Annotated in this window: 5 protein-coding genes; 4 read left to right on the top strand and 1 reads right to left on the bottom strand. The window is 69.2% G+C overall.

Annotated features, from left to right (window positions below; genetic code table 11):
* Positions 1-136 precede the first annotated feature (136 nt).
* On the top strand, positions 137-1,996 hold the full coding sequence (locus ACHFFZ_RS01130) for a DUF294 nucleotidyltransferase-like domain-containing protein (protein WP_394274827.1): 1,860 nt from the start codon (positions 137-139) through the stop codon (positions 1,994-1,996).
* Positions 1,997-2,006: 10 nt separating this feature from the next.
* Positions 2,007-2,660, top strand: a complete 654-nt coding sequence (locus tag ACHFFZ_RS01135; protein ID WP_394274828.1) for an exonuclease domain-containing protein — start codon at positions 2,007-2,009, stop codon at positions 2,658-2,660.
* Positions 2,661-2,682: 22 nt separating this feature from the next.
* Here ACHFFZ_RS01135 and gltX read toward each other — a convergent pair whose 3' ends face one another.
* Positions 2,683-4,092, bottom strand: a complete 1,410-nt coding sequence (gene gltX / locus ACHFFZ_RS01140) for a glutamate--tRNA ligase (protein ID WP_394274831.1) — start codon at positions 4,090-4,092, stop codon at positions 2,683-2,685.
* A 199-nt stretch (positions 4,093-4,291) separates the two neighbouring features.
* Between gltX and ACHFFZ_RS01145 the strand changes: the two genes are divergently transcribed.
* A complete protein-coding gene (locus ACHFFZ_RS01145; RefSeq protein WP_394274829.1) occupies positions 4,292-5,986 on the top strand; it encodes a glutamine--tRNA ligase/YqeY domain fusion protein in 1,695 nt (564 codons plus the stop codon).
* A gap of 27 nt (positions 5,987-6,013) precedes the next feature.
* Positions 6,014-8,293 carry a malto-oligosyltrehalose synthase gene (gene treY, locus ACHFFZ_RS01150; RefSeq protein ID WP_394274830.1) on the top strand — a complete coding sequence of 760 codons (2,280 nt, stop codon included), beginning with the start codon at positions 6,014-6,016 and terminating at the stop codon, positions 8,291-8,293.
* Positions 8,294-8,337 lie beyond the last annotated feature (44 nt).

Raw genomic sequence — 8,337 nt, forward strand, 5'->3', positions numbered from 1 at the left:
CTCCATCGGAGCAACTTGACGATTCTGGCATGTCCACACCATCGAACACAAATTGGCCACCAAGTCCCTTCCGCCCCTGCCCTGGGAGTGGCAGGCTTGGCAGCCAGCCCCCAGAGACGACGGGCAAGGAGCCGACATGGACGTCGAAGTTGCGGAGGTCAGGGACTTCCTCGCCGAACACCACCCCTTTGGGGACCTCCCGCCCGAGCTGCTCTCCCAGCTCTCGGGCAGGCTCCAGGTGCGCTACCACCGCCGCGGCACTCCCCTGCTGCAGGTGGGGGTGGCCAACAACCACCTCTACATCCTGCGCTCCGGTGCCGTGGACGTGCGCGATGCCGAGGGCGAGCTGGTCGAGCGCTGCGAGCCCGGGGCCAGCTTCGGGAGTTCGTCGCTGTCCTCACAGGGGCCCTCGCGCTTCGACATCACCACCATCGAGGACAGCCTCGTGCTGGTGATGGACGCCCCGGTCTTCCGGCACCTGGTGGACCATGTCGACAGCTTCCGCGACTTCTTCGACCAACAGTCGGCCCGTCGTTTGAGCCGGGCGGTGGAGAGCCAGTCGACCGACGGCGAGGGTGCGACGAGCTGGCTGCGCCTGCGCGTCGAGCAGGTGGGCACCCCCGATCCCGTCAGCATCGATGCGGAGGCCAACATCCGCTCGGCCGCGCAGCTGATGACCGAACGGCGCATCTCCGCGCTGCTGGTGACCCAAGGAGGCCAGATGGCGGGCATCCTCACCGACCGGGACATCCGCTCCAAGGTGGTCGCCTCCGGGCTCGACACCAGTGCTCCGGTCTCGCAGGTGATGACCCGCTCCCCCGTCCAGGTGGAGCCCGGCACGACCGCCGTCGATGCCCTGGTGACCATGACGGCCCACGGCATCCACCACCTGCCGGTGGTCGACGGAAGCCGGGCCGTGCGCATGGTGACCGCGGGCGACCTGGTGCGACTGCAACAGACCAACCCCGTCTTCCTGGTCACCAGGATCATGAAGCAGGACGACGTGGAGGGGCTCTCGCGCACCAGTGTCCGCAGCCAGCAGCTCGCCGGTCAGTTGCTCGACCAGGGCGCCTCCGCCGAGGATGTCCACCGTCTGCTCACCTCGGTCGCCGATGCCGTCACCCGACGACTGGTGGACCTGGGCCGGGCGCGCCTGGGTCCGGAGCCGGGGCCGTGGGCGTGGCTGGCGCTGGGATCCCAAGGGCGGCGCGAGATCAGCGTCCACTCCGACCAGGACACGGCGATCGTCGTGGCCGATGGGGTCCTGGACCTGCCCGGGGCCCGGGACTGGTTCGATCAGATGGCCACCTGGGTCACGCAGGGCCTCGAACGGTGCGGACAGCCACTGTGTCCCGGTGACGTGATGGCCACCAACCCCCGGTGGAGGCTGGACCAGGAGGGATGGCTGCGCCAGTTCGAGCAGTGGACCGGCCAGCCCGATCCGGACAATGTCCTCAACAGCCAGATCTCCTTCGATGCCCGCACCGTGGTCGGGCCTGCGGAACTGTTCGAGACGGTACGGCGCCGCGCCCTGTCAGAGGCCTCCCAGTCCCCCCGCTTCCTCGGGCACCTGGCCGCCCAGGCGGTGGGGCGCCGCCCCCCGACGGGCTTCTTCCGGGGCCTGGTGCTGGCGGCGCGTGGCGAGCGCGACCACTTCGACGTCAAGGCCGAGGGTCTTCATGCCATCATCGAGACCGCGCGCGTCCATGCCCTGTCGCGCCGGGTCGAGGCAGTTGGCACTCTGGAGCGACTCGAGGCCTGCCAGCGGATGGGGATGGACAGCCTGCAGGAGCTGGCCGATGCCTTCCGCTTCCTCAGCCACGTCCGCCTGGTGCACCAGGCACGCCAGGTGGAGGCCGGCCATCCGACGGACAACATCGTCACCGTCGAGGAGCTGAGCCCCTCGGAGCGTCGCCACCTCAAGGACGTCTTCTCCGCCGTACGGGATGCCCAGCAGGCCCTCGAGTACGGCCACCAGACCCACCTGATGCGCTGAGGAGCCTGGCATGGGACTGTTCCGCCGCTCACCCGCCCGGCCGCCAGCAGGGCCGCTGGCCGAGTTCGCCGCCCACGCGCCGGACCCGCCCCAGCAGACCGCGGCCACGCTCCGGTTGCTGGCCGTCGACATCGAGACCACCGGCCTGGACCCGGCGAAGGACCACCTGCTCAGCATCGGCTTCGTCCCCGTCGACGGGGACAGCATCATCCTTGGAGGCGCCGGACAGGTCTTGGTGCGCCCGGAGGTGGCGGTTGGCCAAAGCGCAACCTTCCACCACCTGACCGATGACCAGCTGGCCGACGGCCGCTCCCTGGAGGTGGCCCTGACGCTGTTGCTGCGGGCCCTGCAGGGCCGCGTGATGCTGGCCCACCACGCCGGTATCGAGAGCGGCTTCCTGGCTGCAGCCTGCCGGCGCACCTGGGGCGCCGCCCCTGAGTTCGTGAGCGTCGACACCCTGCAACTGCAGTACCGGCTGTTGTGCCAAGGCTTCGACGACGAGCCGGCCCAGGGGGCCCTGCGGCTGCACGCTGCGCGCGACCAGTTCGGCCTGCCCCGCTACCGGGCCCACGACGCCCTCACCGACGCGCTGGCCTGCGCCGAGCTCTACCTCGCCCAGGTCGCCCAGCTGGGGTGGCAGACACCGCTCAAGAAACTACGCTGAGGGGGCGCTGCCACCCGACTGCTCAGAGGCTCTCGCGAAAGGCCCTGAGCCTGGCCAGTGAGGAGTCACGGCCCAGCAGCTCCATGGACTCGAACAGCGGCGGCGAGACATTCGAGCCGGTGATCCCGACGCGCACCGGGGCGAAGGCGAACTTGGGCTTGATGCCCATCTCGTCGACCAGCCGGGCGCGCAGGACGGCCTGGATGGCGTCGGACTCGAAGGCCTCCAGGCCCTCCAGGGCGGCGATGGACGCGTCCAGCACCTCGGCGGCGTCATCACGGAGCTTGCCGATGACCTCGACCGGAGCCTTGATGTCGCGGTCCTCGGCGAAGAGGAAGGCGAGCTTCGCACGGGCCTCCGAGAGCAGCACCAGCCGCTCCTGGATCAGCGGCGTGGCACCCACGAGCAGGCGACGGCCGGCCTCGTCGAGCGCGGGCAGCTCCTGCTCGGCCCAGAACTGCTCGATGCGCCCAGCCAGCTCCTCGGCGTCCATCCTGCGGATCCACGCACCGTTGAGCCAGTTCAGTTTGTCGAGGTCGAAGATCGGGCCGGACGCGTTGACCTTGTGCCAGTCGAAGGCGGCCACGAACTCGTCGAAGGTCTGCACCTCGACGTCCTTGACGCCCTCCGCCGCCTCATGGACCGGCGGGTAGCCCAGCAGCATCAGGAAGTTCAGCAGGGCCTCGGGCAGGTAGCCCTGCTCCCGGAACCAGGTCAGGCGCGCAGCAGGGTTCTTGCGCTTGCTGATCTTGGACTTGTCCGTGTTGCGCAGCAGGGGCATGTGGGCGAAGCGCGGAGCCTCGAGACCGAGCCACTTGTACAGCAGCAGGTGCTTCGGGGTGGAGCTGATCCACTCCTGCCCACGCACCACGTGGGTGATGCCCATCAGGTGGTCGTCGACCACCACGGCAAGGTGGTAGGTGGGGAAGCCGTCGGTCTTGAGGATGACCTGGTCGTCGGGGCGCGGCGCCCTGGTCGGTCCGGCCACCAGGTCGTCGAAGGTGAGTTCCACGTCGTCGGGCACCAGCATGCGCACCACCGGGGTCTCCTGGTAGCCGGGCAGCTTGGCCCGCTCCTCCTGGGTCAGGCCCAGGCACAGGCGGTCATAGCCGATCACCTCGCGCTTCTCGGCCTGCTGCTGCTCGCGCATCTGCTTGAGACGCTCGGGGCTGCACCAGCACTGGTAGGCGTGGCCGTCGGCGATCAGCTGGTCGACAAAGGGCTTGTAGGTCTCCAGGCGCTCCGACTGACGGTAGGGGCCGCGCTCGCCTCCCTGCTGCGGGCCCTCGTCGGGGGCCAGGCCGAGCCAGGCCAGCGTCTGGTAGATCTGCTCCTCGGAGCCCTCCACCAGACGCGCCTGGTCGGTGTCCTCGATGCGCAGCACGAAGGAGCCCCCGGTGCGCACGGCCCAGGTCTTGTCGAACAGGGCCATGTAGGCGGTGCCGACGTGGGGATCCCCGGTCGGTGAGGGCGCCACGCGCAGACGGGCGGGCTTCTCGGCAGGATTCTGGAGGGCGGCGGTGCCGCTGGAGCGCAGTTCAGACATGATGCCCCGAGCCTATCGTCCGGGGCTGGCCGCACGGCCACCCACGCACCGCCACGGGCGCGCTGCCCATGCTAGTTTCGTCGCCATGACCGCGCCTGCTCCCGTGCCCGCCAGCAATGACTTCATCCGCGATGCCGTACGTCGTGACAACGAGCAGGGAACCTATGGCGAACGGGTCCAGACCCGCTTCCCCCCGGAGCCCAATGGCTTCCTGCACATCGGCCATGCCAAGGCGATCGTGCAGAACTTCTCGGTGGCCGAGGAGTTCGGTGGCGTGTGCAACCTGCGCCTGGACGACACCAACCCGGGCACCGAGGAGGGCGAGTTCGTCGACTCCATCAAGGAGGACATCGCCTGGCTGGGATATGAACCCGGCATCACGGTGCACGCCTCGGACTACTTCGACCAGCTCTACAGCTGGGCCGAGTACCTGGTCGAGCAGGGACTGGCCTATGTCGACGACCAGGACGGCGAGACGATCAGTGCACAGAAGGGCGGCTTCGGGGTCCCCGGCACCAACTCGCCCTTCCGCGATCGCCCGGCTGCCGAGAGCCTCGACCTGCTGCGCAGGATGAAGGACGGCGAGTTCCCCGACGGCTCGCGCTGCCTGCGCGCCAAGATCGACATGGCCTCGGAGAACATGTGGCTGCGTGATCCGGTCATGTACCGCATCCGCCACGCCGAGCACCACAACACCGGCACCACCTGGTGCATCTACCCCACCTATGACTGGGCCCACGGCCAGTCCGATGCCATCGAGGGTGTCACGCACTCGCTGTGCAGCCTGGAGTTCGACTCCCACCGCCCGCTCTACGACTGGTTCCTGGAGCACCTGCCGCTGCCCAAGGACAAGCCGCGCCAGATCGAGTTCGCCCGCCTGGAGCTCACCCACGTCATCACCTCCAAGCGCCGACTGAAGAAGCTCGTCACCGACGCAGTGGTGGACGGCTGGGACGACGCCCGGATGCCGACGCTGCGGGGCATGCGCCGGCGTGGCTACCCCGCCGGCGCCATCCGCGCCTTCATGACCGCAATCGGCACCACCCGCAACAACTCGGTCAAGGCCATCGAGGAGTTCGAGTCCTTCGTGCGCCGCGAGCTCAACCAGACCGCCCAGCGCCGCATGGTGGTGCTGCGCCCGCTGAAGCTCACCATCACCAACTGGCCCACTGACGAGCAGGGCGAGCCGGTGGTGGACTGGTTCGAGGTGACCAACAATCCCGAGTGCCCCGAGGACGGGCTACGCAAGGTGCCCTTCTCGGGCAGCCTCTACATCGAGCAGGAGGACTTCGCCGAGGTCCCCCCGCCCAAGTACTTCCGCCTCACGATCGACCGTGAGGTGCGCCTGCGCGGCGCCTACTTCGTCAAGGCCCACGACGTGGTCAAGGACGAGGACGGCAACGTCGTCGAGGTACTGGCCACCTATGACCCCGCCACGCGCGGTGGCGACGCCCCCGACGGCCGCAAGGTGAAGTCCACGATGCACTGGGTCTCGGCCCCGCACGCCGTCGAGGCCAGCGCCGTGCTCTACGAGCGCCTGTTCACCGCCCCCAACCCGGGCGCAGCCACCGGGGAACCGCTCGACGACCTCAACCCCGCCTCGCGGGAGGTGCTCACCGGCTGCAAGGCAGAGCCGATCCTGGCCGAGGCCGAGCCGGGCGAGGTCGTCCAGTTCGAGCGCACCGGATACTTCGCCTGCGACCCCGACCAGTCCATGCTCTTCCACCGCACCGTGGGCCTGCGCGACGAGTGGGCCAGCCTGCAGAAGAAGAAGGGCTGACGAGCAACTGCCGCTAGGCTCGGGCCCATGCGACCCGCCTCCACCTATCGGCTGCAGATCACTCCCGACTTCACCCTCACCGACGCCGCAGGGCTCGTCGACCAGCTCGACGAGCTCGGCGTCGGTGCCCTGTACCTGGCTCCCCTGCTCACCTCCACCACCGGGTCGCAGCACGGCTATGACGTGACCGACCCCACCTCGCTGGATCCGCAGCGCGGCGGTGAGGAGGGCTGGCGCCAGCTGGTGGAGGCGGCCCGCGCCAAGGGCTTGGGCATCGTGCTGGACATCGTCCCCAACCACCTAGGCATCGCCAAGGCCTGGGAGAACCCCGCCTGGTGGAGTGTCCTGGCCGAGGGCGAGGACTCCCCCTACGCCCGCTGGTTCGACGTCGACTGGTCGGCCGGGCCGATCAGCGTGCCCGTCCTGGGCTCCTGGGAGGATCTGGACGGACTGAGCCTGTCGGACGACCTGCAGGAGCTCTCCTTCTACGAGCACCGCTTCCCCGTCGCCGAGGGCACCGCCCAGCCGGGTGACAGCCCGCGCGAGGTGCACGACCGCCAGCACTACCGCCTGGTCCCCGGAGCCCTGGGCAATGACCTGCTCACCTACCGACGCTTCTTCGCGGTGGCCACGCTGGCCGGTGTGCGGATGGAGGACCCCGAGGTCTTCGAGGCCACCCACTCCCGCATCGCCCAGATGGTGGCCGAGGGTCAGCTCGACGGGATCCGCGTGGACCATCCCGACGGCCTGCGCGACCCCAAGGGCTACTTCGACCAGCTGGCGGCGCTGGCCCCGGAGGCTTGGATCGTCGCAGAGAAGATCCTCGAGCACGGCGAGGAGCTCCCGGACTGGAAGGTCTCTGGCACCAGCGGCTACGACGCCATGACCGAGGTCGGTCTCCTGCTCGTCGATCCGGCCGCAGAGGACGCCTTCACCAGCGACTACCAGCGCCGCACCGGCGACGAGCTCACCGTCGAGCAGCACATCCTGCAGGGCAAGCAGTGGATGGCCACCGAGATGTTCGGGGCCGAGACCCGTCGCCTGCTCTCCCTGCTCGACCATGGTGACTTCTCCGACGAAGAGCTCGCCAAGGGCCTGCACCAGGTCTCCGCCCGGATGGCCGTCTACCGCAGCTACCTGCCGGACGACGAGCGTGCCCTGCTGGATGCGCTGGCCGCGACCCGTTCCGACATGCCGGAGCTGGAGCCCGTGCTGGCCCACCTGGAGCCCCAGCTGCGCGACACGGGCCGCGAGGCTGCCTGGCGCTTCCAGCAGTTCACCGGGGCCGTGATGGCCAAGGGTGTCGAGGACACTGCCTGGTACCGGGCCAACCGCTTCGTCGCCCTGAACGAGGTGGGCGGCCACCCGTCGAGTTTCGGCTGCACCCTGGATGGCTTCCACGAGGCGATGCAGCGACGTGAACAGCGACTGCCCCACTCCATGACCTCGCTGTCGACCCACGACACCAAGCGCGGCGAGGACGTGCGCGCCCGGCTGTCGGTGCTCAGCGAGATCGAGCAGGATTGGACCCGCTTCGCCGACATCTTCGCCGCCAGGACCGACATTGCCGAGCCGACCTTCGCCCATCTGCTGGCCCAGACACTGGCCGGCATCGGCCCGGTGGAGCCGCAGCGCATCCACGACTACGCCACCAAGGCGATGCGTGAGGCAGGCCTCGCGACCAGCTGGATGAATCCCGACCAGGACTTCGAGGACTCGGTCCACCGGGCGATCGACCTGGCCTACGACGACACCGAGCTGTCCGAGGCCTGGCACGCGCTGCAGGCGAGGATCGCCCGCCCGGGGCATTCCAACAGCCTCACGCAAAAACTCGTGCAGCTGACCATGCCCGGCATCCCCGACGTCTACCAGGGCACCGAGATCTGGGACGACTCGCTGGTGGACCCGGACAACCGCCGCGCCGTGCACCACGACGAGATCGTGGCACTGATGAGCGCCCAGACCAGCGACTGGACCGACCCGGCCTTCAAGCTGCGCGTGGTGCGCACCGTCCTGCGGCTTCGCCGCGAGCGTCCGGAGCTCTTCGAGGGCTACCGTCCCCTGGTCGCCTCCGGAGCCGCCGCCGACCACCTGGTGGCCTTCGAGCGTTCCGGCGTGGCGACCTTCGCCACCAGGCTCCCCGTGGGTCTCGAGCGCGACGGTGGCTGGGGCGAGACCACAATCAACCTCGACGGTCGCTGGATCGACCAGCTGGACGCGCGCACGCACGAAGGTGTCGTCCGCGTGGCCGACCTGCTGGCCCACTCCCCCGTCGCACTGTTGGTGCGCGAGGATGGCCAGGACTGAGACCCTGCTCCTGCATGACGATGGGCGGACCCCCCATGGACAGG

The sequence above is a fragment of the Luteococcus sp. genome, assembly GCF_043424415.1.
Lineage (GTDB): Bacteria > Actinomycetota > Actinomycetes > Propionibacteriales > Propionibacteriaceae > Luteococcus.